This window comes from Flavobacterium sp. J49 (assembly GCF_011742145.1).
Classification (GTDB): domain Bacteria; phylum Bacteroidota; class Bacteroidia; order Flavobacteriales; family Flavobacteriaceae; genus Flavobacterium.
On record NZ_JAAQQU010000056.1, the window covers coordinates 1 to 247 of the forward strand.

At 45.7% G+C, this 247-nt stretch carries 1 protein-coding gene; it reads right to left on the bottom strand.

Features of this window, described 5'->3' with window-relative positions; translation table 11 throughout:
* Positions 1–247: hypothetical protein (locus HA632_RS01765; RefSeq protein ID WP_176305532.1), on the bottom strand; the 247-nt coding region annotated here is incomplete at both ends.

A 247-nucleotide genomic window follows, 5' to 3' on the forward strand; every position in this document is an offset into this window, starting at 1 on the left:
TGGTACATGAGCATCTGCCTCATTGGTATAGTATGTTAAGGTAACGTTCGGGTCTCCGTTGGCAATATAAGCCGCATTAACCGTTACATCAAAAATCTCTAACATATCACCCGGATTGTTGTCATCACAAAGCGGTGCCAATGGACTCGGCGTGGTATTAGGAGTCGGTACCGGCAAGACTCTAATGTCTAAAGTGGTGATACTTTGACATCCTGCGGCACTGGTAACTACCACTCCTAAGGTTTGT